The sequence below is a fragment of the Microbacterium sp. JAI119 genome (genome assembly GCF_013410135.1).
In the GTDB taxonomy this organism is placed as follows: domain Bacteria; phylum Actinomycetota; class Actinomycetes; order Actinomycetales; family Microbacteriaceae; genus Microbacterium; species Microbacterium oxydans.
In genome coordinates, this window is sequence record NZ_JACCCK010000001.1 from 179,386 (window position 1) to 196,426 (window position 17,041).

General features: G+C 68.8%; 21 protein-coding genes. 16 read left to right on the forward strand and 5 right to left on the reverse strand.

The features are described from left to right. Positions 1-12 precede the first annotated feature (12 nt). Positions 13-228, reverse strand: coding sequence for a hypothetical protein (locus tag HDC31_RS00800; protein ID WP_058632992.1), 216 nt, complete (start codon positions 226-228; stop codon positions 13-15). Further along, complete coding sequence (locus HDC31_RS00805; RefSeq protein ID WP_179515721.1) at positions 215-1,600, reverse strand: APC family permease; 1,386 nt, start codon at positions 1,598-1,600, stop codon at positions 215-217. The genes HDC31_RS00800 and HDC31_RS00805 overlap by 14 nt, the downstream gene beginning before the upstream one ends. A gap of 240 nt (positions 1,601-1,840) precedes the next feature. Between HDC31_RS00805 and HDC31_RS00810 the strand changes: the two genes are divergently transcribed. Continuing rightward, positions 1,841-2,491, forward strand: coding sequence for an MIP/aquaporin family protein (locus HDC31_RS00810; RefSeq protein WP_046748641.1), 651 nt, complete (start codon positions 1,841-1,843; stop codon positions 2,489-2,491). Between the two features lie 76 nt (positions 2,492-2,567). Here the strand turns inward: HDC31_RS00810 and HDC31_RS00815 are convergent, their stop codons facing one another. Together HDC31_RS00815 and HDC31_RS00820 are read right to left on the reverse strand one after the other, a co-directional pair. Next, complete coding sequence (locus tag HDC31_RS00815) at positions 2,568-3,578, reverse strand: NADP-dependent oxidoreductase (RefSeq protein ID WP_113680117.1); 1,011 nt, start codon at positions 3,576-3,578, stop codon at positions 2,568-2,570. A gap of 38 nt (positions 3,579-3,616) precedes the next feature. Further along, positions 3,617-4,813: an MFS transporter gene (locus tag HDC31_RS00820; protein WP_061015131.1), complete on the reverse strand. Its 1,197-nt coding sequence runs from the start codon at positions 4,811-4,813 to the stop codon at positions 3,617-3,619. Positions 4,814-4,928: 115 nt separating this feature from the next. Here HDC31_RS00820 and HDC31_RS00825 point away from each other — a divergent pair, with 115 nt between their 5' ends. The 9 genes from HDC31_RS00825 (at position 4,929) to HDC31_RS00865 (ending at position 9,579) form a co-directional block, all read left to right on the forward strand. Then, a complete protein-coding gene (locus HDC31_RS00825) occupies positions 4,929-5,390 on the forward strand; it encodes a MarR family winged helix-turn-helix transcriptional regulator (RefSeq protein WP_113680118.1) in 462 nt (153 codons plus the stop codon). A 10-nt stretch (positions 5,391-5,400) separates the two neighbouring features. Further along, positions 5,401-6,216: a sugar nucleotide-binding protein gene (locus HDC31_RS00830; RefSeq protein ID WP_113680119.1), complete on the forward strand. Its 816-nt coding sequence runs from the start codon at positions 5,401-5,403 to the stop codon at positions 6,214-6,216. Between the two features lie 44 nt (positions 6,217-6,260). Beyond that, a complete protein-coding gene (locus HDC31_RS00835) occupies positions 6,261-6,896 on the forward strand; it encodes a DUF1684 domain-containing protein (protein ID WP_046748646.1) in 636 nt (211 codons plus the stop codon). A gap of 153 nt (positions 6,897-7,049) precedes the next feature. Further along, entirely contained in the window at positions 7,050-7,568 is a 519-nt protein-coding gene (locus HDC31_RS00840; RefSeq protein ID WP_046748647.1) for an Asp23/Gls24 family envelope stress response protein, read from the forward strand. Beyond that, positions 7,565-7,753, forward strand: a complete 189-nt coding sequence (locus HDC31_RS00845) for a DUF2273 domain-containing protein (RefSeq protein WP_046748648.1) — start codon at positions 7,565-7,567, stop codon at positions 7,751-7,753. The genes HDC31_RS00840 and HDC31_RS00845 overlap by 4 nt, the downstream gene beginning before the upstream one ends. Then, a complete protein-coding gene (locus HDC31_RS00850) occupies positions 7,753-8,145 on the forward strand; it encodes a hypothetical protein (RefSeq protein ID WP_113680120.1) in 393 nt (130 codons plus the stop codon). Before HDC31_RS00845 ends, HDC31_RS00850 begins: the two co-directional genes overlap by 1 nt. Beyond that, positions 8,142-8,726 carry a DUF6286 domain-containing protein gene (locus tag HDC31_RS00855; RefSeq protein WP_058633000.1) on the forward strand — a complete coding sequence of 195 codons (585 nt, stop codon included), beginning with the start codon at positions 8,142-8,144 and terminating at the stop codon, positions 8,724-8,726. The genes HDC31_RS00850 and HDC31_RS00855 overlap by 4 nt, the downstream gene beginning before the upstream one ends. After that, the gene (locus tag HDC31_RS00860; protein ID WP_046748651.1) at positions 8,723-9,337 is read left to right on the forward strand and encodes a hypothetical protein; all 615 of its coding nucleotides are present in this window, start codon (positions 8,723-8,725) and stop codon (positions 9,335-9,337) included. Before HDC31_RS00855 ends, HDC31_RS00860 begins: the two co-directional genes overlap by 4 nt. A gap of 38 nt (positions 9,338-9,375) precedes the next feature. Beyond that, positions 9,376-9,579: a hypothetical protein gene (locus HDC31_RS00865; RefSeq protein WP_045263865.1), complete on the forward strand. Its 204-nt coding sequence runs from the start codon at positions 9,376-9,378 to the stop codon at positions 9,577-9,579. 41 nt (positions 9,580-9,620) lie between these two features. Here HDC31_RS00865 and HDC31_RS00870 read toward each other — a convergent pair whose 3' ends face one another. Continuing rightward, positions 9,621-10,625 carry a LacI family DNA-binding transcriptional regulator gene (locus HDC31_RS00870; RefSeq protein ID WP_046748653.1) on the reverse strand — a complete coding sequence of 335 codons (1,005 nt, stop codon included), beginning with the start codon at positions 10,623-10,625 and terminating at the stop codon, positions 9,621-9,623. A 162-nt stretch (positions 10,626-10,787) separates the two neighbouring features. On the opposite strand from HDC31_RS00870, the gene HDC31_RS00875 reads away from it, so the two are divergent. The 6 genes from HDC31_RS00875 to rhaI are packed head-to-tail and all read left to right on the forward strand — an operon-like array spanning position 10,788 to position 17,041. Beyond that, positions 10,788-12,314: a sugar ABC transporter ATP-binding protein gene (locus HDC31_RS00875; RefSeq protein ID WP_046748654.1), complete on the forward strand. Its 1,527-nt coding sequence runs from the start codon at positions 10,788-10,790 to the stop codon at positions 12,312-12,314. A gap of 23 nt (positions 12,315-12,337) precedes the next feature. Further along, entirely contained in the window at positions 12,338-13,330 is a 993-nt protein-coding gene (locus HDC31_RS00880; RefSeq protein WP_113680124.1) for an ABC transporter permease, read from the forward strand. Next, entirely contained in the window at positions 13,327-14,379 is a 1,053-nt protein-coding gene (locus tag HDC31_RS00885; RefSeq protein WP_113680121.1) for an ABC transporter permease, read from the forward strand. Before HDC31_RS00880 ends, HDC31_RS00885 begins: the two co-directional genes overlap by 4 nt. Positions 14,380-14,425: 46 nt before the next feature. Continuing rightward, entirely contained in the window at positions 14,426-15,457 is a 1,032-nt protein-coding gene (gene rhaS, locus HDC31_RS00890) for a rhamnose ABC transporter substrate-binding protein (RefSeq protein WP_046748657.1), read from the forward strand. 58 nt (positions 15,458-15,515) lie between these two features. Next, entirely contained in the window at positions 15,516-15,878 is a 363-nt protein-coding gene (locus HDC31_RS00895; protein ID WP_058633004.1) for an L-rhamnose mutarotase, read from the forward strand. Then, positions 15,875-17,041: an L-rhamnose isomerase gene (rhaI, locus tag HDC31_RS00900; protein WP_061015125.1), complete on the forward strand. Its 1,167-nt coding sequence runs from the start codon at positions 15,875-15,877 to the stop codon at positions 17,039-17,041. Before HDC31_RS00895 ends, rhaI begins: the two co-directional genes overlap by 4 nt.

A 17,041-nucleotide genomic window follows, 5' to 3' on the forward strand; every position in this document is an offset into this window, starting at 1 on the left:
GAGCAGGGGGACTCAGTCCTCGGGGTCGGCCTCTGGCATGCCGGGCCCCGGGCCCGGACGCACCGGCGCCTCGGGGGCGATGTCGATGCGGGTGTTGCCGTCGTGCTCGGTGACCTCGACGCGGGGGGCGGCGTCGGCCTCGGTGGCGTCGGGGGCTGACGTCAGCTGATCGTGTCGCTTCTCCGCGCTCGTCATCTCGTCGTCCGACGTGTGTTCAGGCGTGCTCATGGTTCTCCTTCTGGTCGCCGGCGGGCTCTCCGCCGGAGGGGGCGTTCTTCTTCTCCGCATGTCTTCTGCTCCAGCGCGCCAGCGCGTAGAGCATGCCGCCGACCGCGAGCAGGATCGCCCCGAAGAGCCACACCGCAGGTCGCTGCTGGGTGAGCAGCAGGATGCAGGAGGCGATCCCGAGCACGGGCACGAAGGTCCAGACACGGAAGTGGTCGTGCTCGACGCGGTCGCGACGCAGCACCAGCACGGAGACGTTGACGCTCAGGAAGACGACGAGGAGCAGCAGCACCACGGTCTCGGCGAGGGTGGCCAGATCGCCGACGAGTGTCAGGCCCATCGCCACGAGGGTGGTGGTGAGGATCGCGACCCATGGGGTCTTGCGCTTCGGGAGCACGCGTCCGAGAGCGGAGGGAAGCAGCCCCTGCTCCGCCATGCCGTAGGTGAGACGGCTGACCATGATCATCGTGAGCAGGGCGCCGTTGGCCACGGCGACGAGCGCGATCAGGCTGAACAGCCACGACGGGATGCCTGCTCCCGTCGCCTCGACCACGGCCAGCAGCGGGCCGCTCGACTCCTGCAGCTCGGCGGGCGGCAGGGCGATCGAGCTCGCGAGACCCACCAGGATGTAGACGGCGCCGGCGGTGATGAGGGCTCCGAACAGGGCGCGGGGATACGTGCGACGCGGGTTCTTCACCTCTTCGATCATGTTGGCGGAGGTCTCGAAACCCACGAAGGAGTAGTAGGCGATGACCGCTCCGGACAGCACGGCGATGGCGACGCCGGTCCCCTCAGGGCCCTCGACGGTGCGGGAGGCATCGCCGCCGCCGCCGAAGAAGAAGACCGCCACCACGGCGATCACGATCACCAGGCCGCTGAGCTCGATCGCGGTCATCACGAGGTTGGCGCCCATGGATTCGCGGATTCCGCGGGCGTTGAGGAGGGCGACGAGTGCGAGGAAGGCGATCGCGACAGGGATGGTGGGCAGGTCGAGGAAGGTGCCAAGGTAGTCGCCGGCGAACGCGATGGCGAGTCCGGCCGCGCTGGTCACGCCCGCCGCGAGCATGCTGAACCCCACCAGGAACGAGACGAGGGGGCTGTGGAACGCGCGCTCCGCGAACACGGCAGCGCCCCCAGCGCGAGGGTACTTGGTCACGAGCTCGGCATACGATCCGGCCGTGAGCATGGCGAGCAGCAATGCCAGGAGCAGCGGGGCCCACAGCATCCCCCCGACCTTCTCGGAGAGCACACCCATCAGCGCGTAGATGCCCGCACCCAGCACATCGCCGAGGATGAACGCGAACAGGAGGGGGCCGGTGATCGCTCTCCGCAGGCGGGTCGGGGATTCGGCCTGCGGCGCGGTCTCGGTGGTCATGCGAGCAGGCTAAACGGGCGCTCAACGGTCCGACCACGGGGTTGACATGGCCGGACCGGACCACGAGGCAGGCGGCCGTCTTCCGTGCCTCCGCCCCGGAGTACTCAGCGGATTCACAGAAAGTCCGCGCGGCTCCCGGAATCGCGGCCGGCGCGGCGATATCCTCGGTGCCGCACGAGGGGCGGACCGGCCGGATGCGCGGGCTTCCTCTCTCGAACTCCCAAGACAAGGGGCTCTCTCATGACCGGTACCGCACGCAAGGCGCTCGCAGAAGCGATCGCCACCTTCCTCTTCGTCCTCGCGATCATCGCGGCAGTGAACAGCGACAGCCCGCTGACTCCGCTCGCGATCGGTTTCACCCTGATGGTGCTCGTGTTCTCGACGGGCCACATCTCCGGTGCTCACCTCAACCCGGCCGTCTCGGTCGGTGTCTTCCTGCGCGGCGGCCTCAGCGTCGTCGACTTCATCAGCTACCTCATCGCCCAGTTCGTCGGTGGTGCGGTCGCTGCGCTCGTCAGCATGTCCGTGTGGCCGGCGGGCGAGAAGGCCATGGTCATCGAGGTCGGCCCGGCGTTCCTGGTCGAGGCGCTCTTCACGCTGATCCTGGTGTGGGTCGTGCTCAACACGGCCACGTCGAAGGACACCGCCGGCAACTCGTTCTACGGGCTCGCGATCGGTGCGACCGTGTTCGTCGGTGCGGCGACCGTCGGATCGATCTCCGGTGGTGGCTTCAACCCCGCCGTCGCACTCGGCCTCTCGGTGAGCGGCCACTTCGCGTGGAGCTCGCTGTGGCTCTACATCGTCGCCCCGGTCGTCGGTGCCGTGATCGCGGCGATCCTGTTCCGCGTGCTCAACACGGACGACGCCAAGAAGATCGCCGCCGCGGAGTAACCACCGCTGCATGCACGAAGCGCCGCATCCTCTCCGGGGGTGCGGCGCTTCTGCGTGGGGCGGCAAGCATCCGTCGTCAGAGTCCGCCGTGCGGGGGATGCTCGTGGGGGCGACGGCTCGTAGCGGTGGTGAGCACGATCTTCCCGGACGCGCGTCCGGCGATGGACCTCGTGTATGCCGCTCTGACCTCCTCGAGCGGGTGCACGGAGTCGATCGGCATCTCGACGCGACCGTCGGCGATCAGCTGCGCGATGATCCCGAGCTCTTCGGTGCCGGCAGCCGACCCTCCGACGCCCCGGACCGGATGCCGCGCGCGGGCGTCGTAGTCGGCGATCGTGTTGATGCGGTCGGCGGGAACGCCGAGTGCGAGAGCCAGCTCGACCGAGCCGTGGCCGACCGTGTCGAGGACGGCGGTGACGCCCTCCGGCGCGGCGGCGCGGAGCAGATCCGCGAGAGCAGGCCCGTAGGGGAGAGGCTCGATGCCGAGGCGGCGCAGCAGGGGGTGATTCCTCGGGCTGGCCGTTCCGAGCACGCGGGCCCCGCGCAGCACGCAGAGCTGGGCGGTGAGGATGCCGACACCGCCGGCTGCACCGCTGACGAGGACGACATCACCCGCGGTGATCCCCAGTGACCGCACACTGGCGACGGCTGTGCGGCCGGTGACGTTGAGGGCGCCTGCTTCGACGAGACCGAGACCTGCGGGAACCTCGACCAGCACGGCGGGGTCGATCACGAGGTGGTCCGCCTGCGCGTGGTAGCGGAGCCCACCGAACACCGCATCGCCGATCCGCCAACCTCGCGCGTCGTGAGCCCGGGCTTCGCCCGCCCCATCGCCGAGCGCCTGGATCGTGCCGGAGAAGTCGTAGCCGTTGCCTGAAGGGAGGCTGCGCTCGTAGGGATCGTGCATCGGCCGTCCGCTGAACAGCTTCCAGTCCACCGGGTTCACTCCGGCGGCCGCTATGCGGACGAGCACTTCGCCGCGGGCCGGGCGCGGTACCGCTCGACGTTCGAGTTCGAGCACCTCGGGGCCGCCGAAACGGCGGAACACGACGCGTCGTGATGTCGTGTCCGCCGGTTCGGATGCCATGAGGCCAGCCTAGGAGCCGGTGAGGGTCCGGGCGCGGCTCAGTCGACGGGCACGGGTGTGGTCGCGGTGGGGGTCGCCTCGCGGGTCGCGGTGCTCCGCGCACGCGCGGCGGCGGCGACCATCACGATCAGGGCGATGGCGGTGAGGATCGCGCCCAGCCAGATCGGGGAGGTGTAGCCGAGTCCTGCGGAGATGCCGAGTCCGCCCGCCCAGGCGCCGAGTGCGTTGCCGACGTTGAACGCGCCGATGTTGGCCCCGGAGGCGAGGGTCGGAGCGCCTCCGGCGTACTTCATGACACGGCTCTGCAGCCCGGGAACGGTGCCGAATCCGAAGCCGCCCATCAGGAACAGGGCGATGATCGTCGCGATGCCGGACTGCGCTGACATCGCGAACACGGCGAGGACGACGACGAGTGCGGCGATGAAGATCAGGAGAGTACGGTCGATCGCGCGGTCGGCGAGACGCCCGCCCAACCAGTTGCCGAGCACGAGGCCGGCGCCGAAGAGCACCAGCAGCCACGGCACGGCGGACGACGCGAATCCGCTCACCTCGGTCAGCGTGTAGGCGATGTAGGTGAAGGCGCCGAACATCCCGCCGAACGCGAGGATCGTGATGACGAGCGAGAACCAGACCTGTCCCGAACGGAATGCCGCCAGCTCCCCGCGGAGGCTCACCTGTTCGGTGGGGCGGGGGAGGCGCGGCACGAGCAGGGCGATACCGATGAACGCCAGCACGCCGATGCCCGAGATCGCCCAGAAGGTCGAGCGCCATCCCAGCTCCTGGCCGAGGAAGGTGCCGAACGGCACTCCGAAGACGTTCGCGGCAGTGAGGCCGGTGAACATGATCGCGATCGCGCCGGCCTTCTTCTCGGGGGCGACCAGGCCGGCGGCGACCACGGAGCCGATGCCGAAGAACGCGCCGTGACAGAGGGCGGCGACGATGCGGCCGACCATCGCTGTGCCGTAGTCGTCCGCGAGCGCGGTGAGCACGTTGCCGATGATGAAGAGCACGATCAGACCGAGCAGCACGGGCTTGCGGGGCAACCGCGTGGCCGCTGCGGTGAGCACGAGTGCGCCGACGACGACGGCGAGTGCGTAACCGGAGATGAGCCAGCCGGCAGCCGACTCGGTGACCCCGAAGTCTCGGGCGACGTCGGGGAGCAGGCCCATGATCACGAACTCGGTGAGCCCGATGCCGAACGCCCCGATGGCGAGGGCGATCAGTCCTAGAGGCATGACGACTCTCCTGATAGATTGGAGGGAATGTTTGCAGGCGCGGCATATTGCGCGTCGAAGGACAATGATTGCACACGCAAGTATATGGCGCAAGCAACTATCGCGGAGGGTGGCCATGGGAATCGGTGACGACGCCGTCGAGGTGCGCGCACAGGGGTGGCGCACGCTCGCCGCGCTGCACGGGCTGATCGAGACTGCTCTCGAGCGGCGCCTGGGTGAGACGGTCGAGCTCTCCGTGGTCGAGTACACCGTGCTCGATGCCCTCGATCGCCAGGACGGGTGGCACATGCGCATGCAGCAGCTCGCCCGTGCGGCAGCCCTGAGCCCCAGCGCCACCACGCGGCTGGTGAACCGGTTGGAGGATCGAGGCCTCCTCATGCGCATCCTCTGCGCCGACGACCGTCGCGGCATCTACACCGAACTCACTCCCGCCGGCCGCGAGCTGTACGAACGCGCGCACCCCATCCACGATGCGGCGCTCGAGCAGGTGCTGGAGGAAGCAGCGGCGCAGCCCGAGCTCGCTCCCGTAGTCGATGCGCTGCACGGCGTCGCACTCCCTGTGCTGACCGCCGGCTGAGCGGAGCTCCGTGAGCGCTCTCGATCCGGCACCCCGCCGCACCCTCCTCGTCGGCTACGGCAAGCTCGCCACCCGCCTCGCGCCGCTGCTTCTCGCCCGCGGCGAGGAGGTGATCGCGCTCCGACGCACCGAGGGAGCACTTCCCGACGGGGTCGGGGGCATCGCCGCCGACCTGGCGCACCCGCCGCCGACTTCTCTCGAGCGGGTCGACGCGGTGCTCGTCACGCTGCCGCCCGGCGATACCGAGACCTCTTACCGCACGGCTCTGGGGCACCTCGCGTGCGCCCTCCCGGATCCTCCCGCCCGGACGGTCTTCGTCTCCTCGACAGGGGTGTTCGAGGGGGCGGATCCCGATCATCCTCTGACGGAGGAGGACGAGCCGACGCCGACGACACCGCGATCGCGCGGACTCGTCGACGGCGAGAGGGCCGCGGTGGAGCTCTTCGACGCCGTCGTCGTGCGCCCGGCTGGCATCTACGGGCCGGGGCGGGATTTCCTGGTGCGGAAGGTGCGCGAGGGCGCGGCCGTCGATCATTCCCGCCGCACGAACCGCATCCACGAGAGCGACCTCGTGCGCACCCTCGACCTGCTGCTGCGGATGGACGACCCGCCTCGCGTGCTGCATGCCGTCGACCAGGGCCCCGCTCCACTCGGAGACGTCGTGCGGTTCCTCGCCGCACGGCTGAATGCGCAGGTGCCGCCGGATTCGGGGCCGGCCGGACCGCGCGGCGTCGTGTACGACGGGACTCTGCTGCTCTCCCTCCTCGGTGGCCTGGAACACCCGACGTACGAGTCGGGCTACGCGCGGATGGTCGACACCGCGTGACGGGGGCCGCACCGGATCTCCGCGACGGCGTCTAGCCTGAGGGCATGACCAGCGCACCTGCACGCACCGCCCTCGAGGTCGTCGACTGGCGACGTCGGGTGTTCGCCCTGTACGACGCCGTGCGCGGCGCCGACTCCGCGGAGGAAGCGCACGAGCTCTGGCGGATCGAGCGCGACGATCTGATGCTCCACCACCCGGCGACGCCGCTGCTGCCCGAAGACCGAGCGCTGTTCGAGGGGCTGCCGATCGCCTCGTACGACGCGCAGTGGCGCTTCGAGCTGCCGATCCTCCCCGCCGACCCCGGGGGGTTCGACTTCGCGACCGGCACCGACGGCATCGTGCCCTTCGAGCGGATCGGGCGCGTGGAGGTGCCGGATGCGGGGTCGCTCGATGTCTGGCGACTGACCACTTACGGCGGCGGGCTCTTCGTGCCCGTGCGCGATGCGCTCGCCGGGGGCGTCGGCGGGACCTACGGCGGCGGACGCTATCTCGTCGACACGATCAAGGGCGCCGATCTCGGATCCGATGCGGCGCGTGGCACGATCGTGCTCGACTTCAACTTCGCCTACAACCCCTCGTGCGCGTATGACCCGGCTTGGGCGTGCCCGCTCGCGCAACCGGGCAATGTGCTCTCCGTTCCGGTCCCCGTCGGCGAGATGTACGGCGGCGCGGGCGTCTGAGTGCCCCGTCGGCGGGCGTTCCCGGGCGCTGCGGAAACGACTTTGTGACGAATCCGCCGGCACATCCGTCCTATCTCCGAGCGAGCGTTTCGCTCCCGGCGGGAGTTCCACACGGGACCCACGACCGGTCTTCAGATCGAGATGGGACACCTCATGGCAAACCAGGACCAGACCACCCCCGCTCCGGCCGAGAAGGAGCTCGCACAGGCCGCTCCGAAGGCCGCCGGCGCTTCCGCGTCGCGCGTCGACCGGTCGAGCGGATTCTCCTCTTCGCGCGTCCCCGCCGACGAGAACGCCGCGGGCAAGACCACCATCGCCGACGGTGTCGTGGCCAAGGTCGCCGGCATCGCCGCGCGTGAGGTCGCCGGCGTCTACGCCCTCGGTGGCGGAGGCGCACGCGCCTTCGGCGCCATCCGCGACGTGATCAACGCGACCGACCTCGCGCAGGGCGTGAAGGTCGAGGTCGGCGACACGCAGGCAGCGGCCGACCTGACCATCGTCGTCGAGTACCCGGCGCCCATCCAGGACGTCGCCAACAACGTCCGTGCCGCTGTCGCCGGTGCGATCAGCCGTCTGGTCGGTCTCGAGGTCGTCGAGGTCAACGTCGAGGTCAACGACGTGCACGTGCCCGGTGACGACAGCGACGACAACGAGGAGTCGCGCGTCTCATGAGCGCCACCACGGTCGGCGCCCTGATCGGCGCACTGCTGGCCCTCGCCGCCCTGCTGTTCGGGTTCTGGGGATTCCTCCTCATGGCTCTCTTCGCGGGCATCGGGGCGCTCGTCGGCCGGATCGCCTCCGGCAAGCTCGACGTCCGCGGACTCGCCGACGTCTTCACGGGGCGGCGTACCTCCTGATGGGTGCCGACCAGCACATCGCCGGCGGCGCGCTCTCCGGAGCCGCCGCCGGCGGGGCCGCCGTCCGCGGTCGCGTCGAGGTGAAGGACCGCGTCTACCGCACCGTCACCGAGAAGGCGTCCGCGACGTTGATCGGGGTGCCTCGCAGCGACGTGAAGGTCGATGTCGCGGAGCACCCGCGCGGGGTCACCGTGCGCATCGCCACGCCCCTTCCCGCCCCGAGCCTGGACGACACGGCAGCGATCGCTCGGGCCGTGCCCGTCCTGGAGCGGGCACGCGAACTGCAGGAACAGCTGCAGCAGAACCTGAGCACGATCCTCGGGCGCAACGTCATCCGCATCAACCTCACCGTCACCGGTGCCGTCATCCCGGAAAGGAGACGAGTGCAATGAGCACCCCGGTCCTGCGCCGCGTCATCCGACGCGAGACGCACTCGCCGCGAACCGTCGCGATGTTCGTCGCGGTCGTCCTGCTCATCCTCGCCCTCGCGTACATCGGACTCGAGATCGTGCTGAGCCTCGCCGCGCAGCCCGCCCTCCTGGTCGGTCCTGCCGCAGCGGCGGGCTGGTTGATCGGCTTGCCCACGGCACAGCCCGCCGGTCTCGTGATCGCCGGCAGTGTCGTGCTCGCCCTCATCGGACTGGTCTTCATCGTGCTCGCCGTCACACCGGGACGCCTGTCGAGGCATGTCCTCGATGCGGGTGGACGCGCGGTCGTCGTCGATAACGGCGTGATCGCCAGCGCCCTGGCCCAGCACCTCGCCGAGGAGACGGGTCTCGCCCGCGACAGCATCACCGTCGGTGTCGGACACCGCACCGTCGACGTGACCGTGCGCCCCGGCATCGGAGTGCCGCTGGACAAGGCCGACGTGCAGGCGGCGGCCGAAGCGGAGCTGCAGACGTACCGGCTGACCGACAAGGTGCGCACCCGTGTGCGCATCGAGCGTCCCACCGAGAAGGAAGACGAGCTGTGAACAACACGAATCGTGCGTTGAACCGCATCCTGCTGCTGATCATCGGGCTGCTGTTCCTCGCCCTCGGTGCGGTAGGCATCGCCATCATGAGCTGGCCCACCCTGTCGGACATCTGGACCGCGGCAGGCAAGGACGCCCGGTCCTGGCTCGACCAGGCCATCGCCGCGACCGCGATCGCCGGTGGCGGCCTGTCGTGGATCGGCATCGGCGCGGTCGCAGCGATCGTGGTCGTGATCGTGCTGCTGATCCTCGCGCTCACGAGCATCGCGGGGCGTCGGTCGAAGACGGTGCTGCGTTCCAGCGGGGCGCAGAATCCGCTGGGTCGGGTGACCGTGAACGAGTCGTTCGTCTCCGACGCCGTGAAGAACTCCCTCACCACCCGCGATGAGGTTCTGTCCGCGCAGGTCACCGCCAATGACATCCGTCGCCGTCCTGTGTTGCACGTGGCTGTGACGCCGCGTCAGAACACCGATCCGCGAGAGCTCGTCGACCACGTCGATCGCCTCCTCGCCAACCTCGCCGTGCTGACGGGGCGCGACACCGACACCTTCGTCTCGGTGCACACGAGCCTGCGGGCTCGCCTCGCCCACGACCAGCGTCGGCTCTCCTGACCCGACGCTCCTCCGCAGTCCCCCAGAAAGCAGGCATCATGCGCAACAAGATCCTCCTCATCGTCGGCGTCGCCTTCGTCGCGTACGTGTTCGGGAGCAGAGCGGCAACGGTGCAGATCAACAAGGGTGAGTCGGTGAGGCATCAGCTGGTGCGGATGTGGAACGACCCGAAGGCCAGGAAGCAGCGCCGGAAGACGGCGGAGAGAGCAGCGAAGAAGGCGAAGAGAGCCCTCGGGCGCTGAAAGGCTCCGCGGCGAACGGCCCCGCGGCGAACGGCTCGCTCTCAGGCCGGTCGCGCGGTCGACTCCCGCACGACGAGCTCGGGCTGGAACACCACGCGTTCCCGCCCGGCGTGACCGCCGGCTTCTCGCAGCATCAGATCGACGGCCGTGTATCCGATGAGTTCGGCGGGCTGGCGGATCGACGAGAGCGGGACCACGGCGGCGGCCGCGAAGTCGATGTCGTCGTAGCCGATGAGGGCGATCTCGTCCGGGACCCGGATGCTGCTGCGCATCATGAGTGCTTGCAGTACCCCCATCGCGAGGAGGTCGTTCGCGGCGAAGACGGCATCGGGTCGATCTTCGGGTGCGCGTGCGCTGAGGGTCTCGCCGGCGGCACGGCCCGAGAGCACGCTCAGCGAATCGGTCAGGATCACTTCGAGGGAGATGCCGGCCTCGTTCGCGGCTCTGCTGGCTCCCTCCAGGCGGTCGACCACCTGTCGGATGCCCATCGGACCCCCGACGAAGGCGATGCGTCGTCGTCCCTGCGCCGCGAGATGCTGCACGGCGAGGTAGCCACCGCCGACGTCGTCGACCGATACCGAGGAGAAGCTCTCGTCGGCGACTTCCCGGTCGACGAGCACCACGGTGGTGCCGCGATCGCGCAGACGTCGCAATCGCGGGAGGTCGTCGGCGAGCGGAGAGATGAGCAGACCGGCGATGCGCTGCTCCTCGAAGAGGTCGATGTAGGCGCGCTCGCGTTCGACCTTCTCGTCGCTGTTGCCGAGTGTGACCGTCATCCGCGCCTCGGCGGCCCGTTCCTCGGCGCCGCGGGCGATGTCGGTGAAGAACGGGTTGCGCACGTCGAGCACGACCAGGCCTATCGAGCGACTGTGTCCTGCGCGCAGCTGCCTGGCGGCGTCGTTGCGCACGAAGCCGAGCTTCTCGATCGCCGCTGTGACGCGTTCGACGGTGGCGGGAGACACCTTGTCCGGGTGGTTCAGGACGTTCGAGACGGTCCCGACCGAGACGGATGCGGCGAGTGCGACATCTCGAACACTGACGACCACGGCGTGATTCCTTTCCGCGCCATCCGCGAAACCTGTCCCTGAAACGTACCACCGACCAAACCGTGACTTGACAGGAAGCCAGCGAGAGTCATAAATTTCAGATGCTCCGCTCTTTAAAACGATTCAATCCGCAGGGATGATCCTGCAGCTTAGGTCCGATCGATGACGATTCCCTCTGATACCTCCGGTGCTCCGCCGGCGCTCGAACTCCGCGACATCCGCAAGTCGTTCGGCGCGGTGGTCGCCCTCCGTTCCGGGACGCTGTCGGTCGACGGCGGGTCCATCCACGCCCTGGTCGGCGAGAACGGCGCGGGCAAATCCACCCTCGTGAAGATCGTCGCCGGTCTCTACCAGCGCGACGACGGGGTGTTCCGGTTCCATGGAGAGGACGTGGACTTCTCCTCCACCGCGCAGTCCAAGAGCGCGGGCGTCGCGGTGATCTATCAGGAGCCGACGCTGTTCCCCGATCTGTCCGTCACCGAGAACATCTTCATGGGCCGACAGCCGACCGGGCGCTTCGGCCGTATCGACCGCAGGGGGATGCGCCACGAGGTCGAGCGCCTCTTCACCCGGCTCGGGGTCACCATCGATCCCGACCGTCCGGCGGAGGGTCTGTCCATCGCCGATCAGCAGGTCATCGAGATCGCGAAGGCCGTCTCGCTCGACGCGAGTCTGCTCGTCATGGACGAGCCGACGGCCGCGCTCTCCGGCGTCGAGGTCGAGCGGCTCTTCACGATCGCGCGGAGTCTGCGCGACGAGGGTCGTGCGCTCATCTTCATCTCGCACCGCTTCGACGAGGTGTTTTCACTCTGCGACACCGTCACGGTCATGCGGGACGGTGCGTACATCGCCACCAGCGCGATCGCCGACACCTCGGTCGAGGAGATCGTGCACCAGATGGTCGGTCGCGAGGTGACCGAGCTGTTCCCCAAGCAGCAGACGACCGTCGGCGCGCCGCTGCTGGTGGTCGAGAACCTCACCAGTCCCGGCGTCTTCCACGACATCTCCTTCACCGTGTGCGCGGGCGAGATCGTCGGTCTCGCCGGCCTCGTCGGAGCCGGACGCAGCGAAGTGGTGCGTGCCGTCTTCGGCGTCGACCCGTACCGCGAGGGCTCCGTCACGATGCAGGGCGCACGCATCCCCCGCAGCCGACCCACCGAGGCCATGCGTGCGGGCCTCGCCCTCGTGCCCGAGGACCGCCGCAAGCAGGGGCTCGTGATCGAATCGGGCGTCGGCGGCAACATCACCCTCTCCATCCGCCGCCAGCTCGCGAAGCTGGGGTTCCTCACCACCGGCATCGAGAACCGCGCTGCCCGGGAATGGGCGACCAGGCTCGAGGTCAAGACGCACGCCCTCGACACGGTCGCGGCGACACTCTCCGGTGGGAACCAGCAGAAGGTCGTCCTCGCCAAGTGGCTCGCCACGAAGCCGAAGGTGCTCATCATCGACGAACCGACCAGAGGGATCGACGTCGGCACCAAGTCGGAGGTGCACCGACTGCTCTCCGAGCTCGCGGGGCAGGGGATGGGGATCCTCATGATCTCGTCCGAGCTGCCGGAGGTGCTCGGCATGGCTGACCGCGTCCTCGTCATGCGCGAAGGGCGCATCACCGCGGAGATCGCCCGCGCGGAGGCGACTTCCGAGAACGTCATGTACGCCGCCACGCACGCATCGGAGCTCTCCTCGTGACCACCGCCATCCCCGTCTCGTCGATGACGAAGAAGCTCTCCGCGCTCGGTCGGGCGCGCGAATTCGGCATCCTCCTCGCCCTGGCACTCGTGATCGTCGCCGCCACGACGAACAACTCCAACTTCCTGTTCAGCCCTGACGGCTGGCGCGACCTGCTGCTCACGCCCTCGATCCTCGTGCTGGTCGCTGTCGGGCAGGCCATCGTGCTCATCACCCGCAACGTCGACCTCTCGGTCGGCTCGGTCATGGGGCTCACCGCCTACCTCACCGGCCGCCTGTTCATCGACGTGCCCGGCATCCCCATCGTGATCGTGGTCGTGGCCGCCGTCGTCTTCGGTGCCCTCCTCGGACTCGTCAACGGGGCACTGGTCGCCTTCGCCAAGGTGCCGGCCATGGTGATCACGCTCGGTACGCTCTACGCCTACCGCGGCATCAACGTGCTGTGGACCGGCAGCGACCGGGTGAACGCGTCCGACATGCCGAAGGACTTCCTGGCCCTCGGCACCGGGCAGCTCGTGGGCATCCCGATCCTCACGATCGTCGCCCTCATCGTGCTCGCCGCGGCCGCCTGGTACATGAAGAACACGCGCGGTGGTCGGGAGTACTACGCCATCGGATCCGATCCGGCGGCTGCGGAGCTCTACGGCCTGCGCGTCACCCGTCGCGTGCTGACCGCCTTCGTCGTCTCCGGGGCGCTCGCCGGTCTCGCCGGAGTGTTCTACGCGGCCCGCTACGGCACCATCAACTCACAGGCCGGAGCCGGGTGGGAGCTCGACGCGGTGGGTGCCGCCGTGATCGGCGGCGTCGCCATCACCGGCGGAATCGGCTCCGTGTGGGGCGCGGCGATCGGTGCGGTGCTGCTGCTCACGATCAACCGGGCGCTCCCCATCCTCGGCATCCCCGACTTCTGGCAGCGTGCCGTCGTCGGCCTGCTGATCATCGGCGCGATCGTGCTCGACCGCGTGCTCGCCGTCCGCCAGAAACGACGGCTCATCGAAGCGAGGGACAAGTCATGACCGCCGCGACCACGACCGCGACCACCCGGGTCATCCGCGACTTCGACAAGCCGCTCTGGCGCCGCGTGCTCCTCACCAGGGAGATGGCGATCGTCGCCCTGCTGATCGTCGTCATCATCGTCTCCGCGAGCACCGTACGCGGGTTCGGGCAGCCGATCACGCTGACGTACCTGCTCCTCGACATCGCGCCGATCCTCCTGATCGCCCTGCCCATGACGCTGGTGATGATCACGGGCGAGATCGACCTGTCGGTCGGCAGCATGGTGGGCCTCTCCAGCGTCGTCACGGGGGCTCTCGTGCAGGGCGGGATCCCCTTCGAGGTCGCGGCTCTCGCGGCGCTGCTCGTCGGTCTGGTCGGCGGCGCCTTCAACGGATTCCTCGTGACCGTCGTCGGTCTGCCGTCGCTCGCCGTGACCATCGGCACGCTCGCGCTGTTTCGCGGCCTCGCGGTCGGCCTGCTCGGAACGACGGCGGTCACCGAGTTCCCGGAGTTCTGGACCGATCTCGCCAAGGCGAAGCTCGCCGGCACCACGATCCCCGTCATCATGATCCCGTTCCTGCTCCTCCTGGTCGCGTTCATCCTGCTGCTGCACTACACACCGTTCGGTCGTGGCGTGTACGCGATCGGCCTCTCGAAGGACGCCGCACGGTTCTCGGGCGTGCACGTGGAGCGCACGAAGTTCATCCTCTTCGTGCTCTCCGGAGTGGTCGCCGCGTTCGCCGGGATCTTCTACACCCTCCGCTACGGCAGCGCGCGGGGCGACAACGCCACCGGCCTCGAACTGCAGGTGATCGCGGCGGTCGTGCTCGGCGGCGTCTCGGTCTTCGGCGGCCGGGGCAAGATCTACGGGGTCGTCGCGGCGGCGCTGCTCATCGGCTCGCTCGCCAGCGCACTGCGTCTGATGAACGTGACCTCCGACGTGATCAACATCATCACCGGCGCCCTCCTGGTCACCTCGGTGGTGGCCGCGAGCTTCCTCGCCTGGCTGCAGAAGGCCCGTCGCAGACCGGGACGATCGACCACCGGCGCCGCACCCACAGCTTCATGACGCCGACGCCGCGGTTGCGGCACACCCTCACGAAAGGAACAGAACAATGATGTTTGCACGTAAACGCGTGACCGCTGTCGCTGCGCTCGCGGTCGCCGCCGCGGTCGCCCTGTCCGGATGCACGAGCACCGGTGGCGACGGTGGCGGAGGCGACGGCGGTGACGGCAACCTCGCCGTCACCTTCCTGCCCAAGAACCTCGGAAACCCCTACTTCGACACCTCCAGCAAGGGTGGCAAGGCCGCCGTCGAGGAGTTCGGCGGCACGTTCGCCGAGGTCGGGCCGGCCGAGGCGACTCCCGACGCCCAGGTCAGCTACATCAACACCGCGACGCAGCAGGGCGTCGGGGCACTCGTCGTCTCGGCGAACGACCCGAAGGCCATCTGCGACGCGTTGAACGAGGCCCGCGACGCGGGGGTGAAGGTCGTCACCTTCGACTCCGACACCAACCCGGAGTGCCGCGACGTCTTCGTCAACCAGGCGGATTCGGAGGGCATCGCGAAGGCGCAGGTCGACCAGATCGCCGAGCAGATCGGCGGTGCGGGAGAGATCGCCGTCCTCTCGGCCTCGGCGAACGCGACCAACCAGAACGCCTGGATCGACCTGATGAAGGACTACCTCGCCAGCGACTACCCCGACATCACCCTGGTCGAGACGGTCTACGGCGATGACGACGACCAGACGTCGTTCGACAAGACCGCGGCCCTGCTGCAGACCCACCCGAACCTGAAGGGCATCATCTCGCCCACGACGGTCGGCATCGCCGCAGCCGCCCGCTACCTGTCCACCTCGGACTACAAGGGCAAGGTCGCGCTGACGGGCCTCGGCACGCCGAACCAGATGCGCGAATACGTCGAGGACGGCACCGTCACGTCGTTCGCCCTGTGGAACCCGGAGGACCTCGGCTACCTGGCGGCCTTCGCGGCGCAGGCGCTGATCGAGGGCGACATCACCGGCGAGAAGGGCGACACCTTCACCGCCGGCGACCTCGGTGAGTACACGGTCGGGGAGGACGGCGTCGTGGTGCTCGGCGATCCGTTCGTGTTCAACGCCGACAACATCGGCGAGTTCGACTTCTGATCACCTTCGGGCGTCCGGCCGGCACGAGTGTCGGCCGGACGCTCCCGGAAAGGTCCCCATGATCCGCGTATGCGTGAAGCTCCAGGTGCGTCCGGAGCTTCTGGACGAGTACCGCGAGCGTCACGCGCCGGTGTGGCCGGAGATGCTCGCCGAGATCGCCGCGGCCGGTCGCCGCAACTACTCGCTGTTCCTCGCTCCCGACGGTGAGCTCATCGGCTACTACGAGACCGACGACGATGTCGCGGCGCAGGCATACCTGGCCGCGTCGCCGGTCGCCGCCCGCTGGGAAGCCGAGATGGCCCGCTTCTTCGTCGGCCTCGACGGCCGCCCTGACCAGGCGGCACCCACACTTCCCGAGGTGTTCCACCTCGAAGACCAGCTCTCCACCTCCGGTCTCCCCAACGAAAGCAGCGCATCGTGAGCATCCTCAGTCCCTCGAACCTCGCCATCCTTGCCCAGCAGGGCATCGAGCTTCCCAGCTGGGCCTTCGGCAACTCCGGCACGCGTTTCAAGGTGTTCGGCACTCCCGGCACCCCGCGGGACCCGTGGGAGAAGATCTCCGACGCCGCACAGGTGAACCGCTACACGGCACTCGCGCCGGCGGTGGCGCTGCACATCCCGTGGGACGTGGTGGATTCGTACTCCGACCTGCGCAAGCACGCCGAAGACCACGGGGTGACCCTCGGCACCGTGAACTCCAACACGTTCCAGGACGACGACTACAAGTTCGGTGCCCTCACGCACGAGGACGCGGCCATCCGGCAGAAGGCGATCGACCACCACCTCGCCTGCATCGACGTGATGGATGCGACCGGCAGCCGCGACCTCAAGATCTGGCTGGCCGAGGGGTCGAACTATCCCGGGCAGGCCGACATGCGGGGGCGTCAGGATCGACTGCAGGACTCGCTGCAGAGGATCTACGACCGCCTCGGCGACGACCAGCGCCTGGTGCTCGAGTACAAGTTCTTCGAGCCGGCGTTCTATCACACCGACGTTCCGGACTGGGGAACCTCCTACGCGCAGGTCAGCTCCCTCGGTGACAAGGCGATGGTCTGCCTCGACACGGGCCACCACGCGCCAGGCACGAACATCGAGTTCATCGTGATGCAGCTGCTGCGCCTCGGCAAGCTCGGCTCGTTCGACTTCAACTCGCGTTTCTACGCCGATGACGACCTGATCGTCGGAGCCGCCGACCCGTTCCAGCTGTTCCGCATCCTGTTCGAGGTCATCCGCGGCGGCGGGCTGAACAACCCCGACGTCGCGTTCATGCTCGACCAGTGCCACAACGTCGAGGACAAGATCCCCGGCCAGATCCGCTCGGTGCTGAACGTGCAGGAGATGACCGCCCGTGCGTTGCTCGTCGACCGCGACGCCCTCACCGCCGCGCAGAAGTCGGGGGACGTGCTCGGAGCGAACGCCGTCTTCATGGATGCGTTCTACACCGACGTGCGTCCGGCCCTCGCCGAGTGGCGCGAGACGCGCGGTCTTCCCGCAGATCCCATGGCCGCGTACCTCGCATCCGGATACCAGGAGAAGATCGCCGCCGAGCGTGTGGGCGGTGTGCAGGCCGGCTGGGGCGCCTGA